Origin of the sequence: uncultured Campylobacter sp., assembly GCF_938045225.1 — a bacterium.
Lineage (GTDB): Bacteria > Campylobacterota > Campylobacteria > Campylobacterales > Campylobacteraceae > Campylobacter_A.
This window is the reverse complement of record NZ_CALINL010000071.1, coordinates 1-1,316: the sequence shown is the minus strand read 5'-3', so window position 1 is coordinate 1,316 and position 1,316 is coordinate 1. Positions and strand designations below refer to the sequence as shown.

Here is a 1,316-nt window from a genome sequence, read left to right as displayed (position 1 = left end):
TTATTATCATATGTATATAATATTATAATAATATCTAACTAAATATCTTAAAGCGTATATATTGGTTTATACCCATTCCTATTTTTTCGGCTTCTAGTTTAACGCGCTCAAACTCGTCTTGCGTGAAATAAAGCAAAAACGACTTATCTCGTTTTAAATTTTTAGGTTTTTTTATCTCTGATGTTTCGCCTCGTGCTTGATTGATAAAATTCTCTTCGCTCTTGGTTGTAGCGGCACTTACCTTTTTAAATCCCATTTTTATTCCTTTATATTTTCTTTAACTACTTGCAAGAGCTCGGCGTAAAAGCTCTCGAAATCATCAAGCGCCCTATCCCCGTTTTTACAAAATTCGCTCAAGCTATTACCGCTTGCAACTATTTTTCTATACACTTGCCTTTCGTAAATGACGGATTTTAACAAAAAAACGTCGCTCAAATTCCGTTCTTTTTTAGCGTCCCCTATATATTCGCGCATATTTTCAAGCTCTTTTGCCAAAAATGGATTTGGCGAAACGCGATTTACTAAGACTAGCGTCAATAACTTTTCATTTAGTACTTTTGCCTCGCTACTTAAATCAAGCATACGATCAAGCACGCTTACGTCGTATTGCGACGGTATCGTAGGAATAATTAATACATTTGAAGAGAGCATCGCTTTACGCATCTCTTTACTATCTCGCCCGCCCGTATCAACCACTATTGAGTCGAAATTTTCACTCATGCGTTTTATCTCATCTCCCAGGCTAATGCCGGTTTTTGAGACACTTGAAAATAGCGGTTTAAGATCAGACTGGCTTCTGATATCCGAAAAAACTTCGGTAGAGCGCTGAGGGTCGGCATCTATTAAAAGTACGTTATCTCCGTCTTCTGCAAGCCTTGCGGCTAAATTTACGGCCAGTGTCGTCTTTCCGCTACCGCCCTTTTCATTTACTATTGATATAACCATTTGCTTATCCTTTTGCGTTGTGTAAAACTATTATATCATAAAAATAGTAATATAATATCTAAATATAGATATTGCAATATAGTTATAATATCTAAATAATATCTACTATTGCAAATATCGTGCAAGTAATACTCTTACTTTGTTTAGTAAAAACTATTAGGTTCAATTACATAAGACACCATACTAAATATAAAACTTACAAAAAACTATATGCAATCAGTCCCCGCCCTACCCTATATAATAACTTTGTCACAATAAAACTTAATACAAACATAAACTGTATTTAATTGCGATAGGCCTAAATTTTTATAATATTAGCTTAAAAAATAATTAAAAAGGATGTAATTCATCTTTCTCTTAAAAAAGCAAAA

2 protein-coding genes are annotated in these 1,316 nt (G+C 33.8%); both read right to left on the bottom strand.

Annotated elements, in window-relative coordinates; translation table 11 throughout:
• Positions 1-34: 34 nt before the first annotated feature.
• The gene (locus Q0200_RS03135) at positions 35-256 is read right to left on the bottom strand and encodes a hypothetical protein (protein WP_297937591.1); all 222 of its coding nucleotides are present in this window, start codon (positions 254-256) and stop codon (positions 35-37) included.
• Between the two features lie 2 nt (positions 257-258).
• A complete protein-coding gene (locus Q0200_RS03130) occupies positions 259-945 on the bottom strand; it encodes an AAA family ATPase (RefSeq protein ID WP_297937589.1) in 687 nt (228 codons plus the stop codon).
• Positions 946-1,316 lie beyond the last annotated feature (371 nt).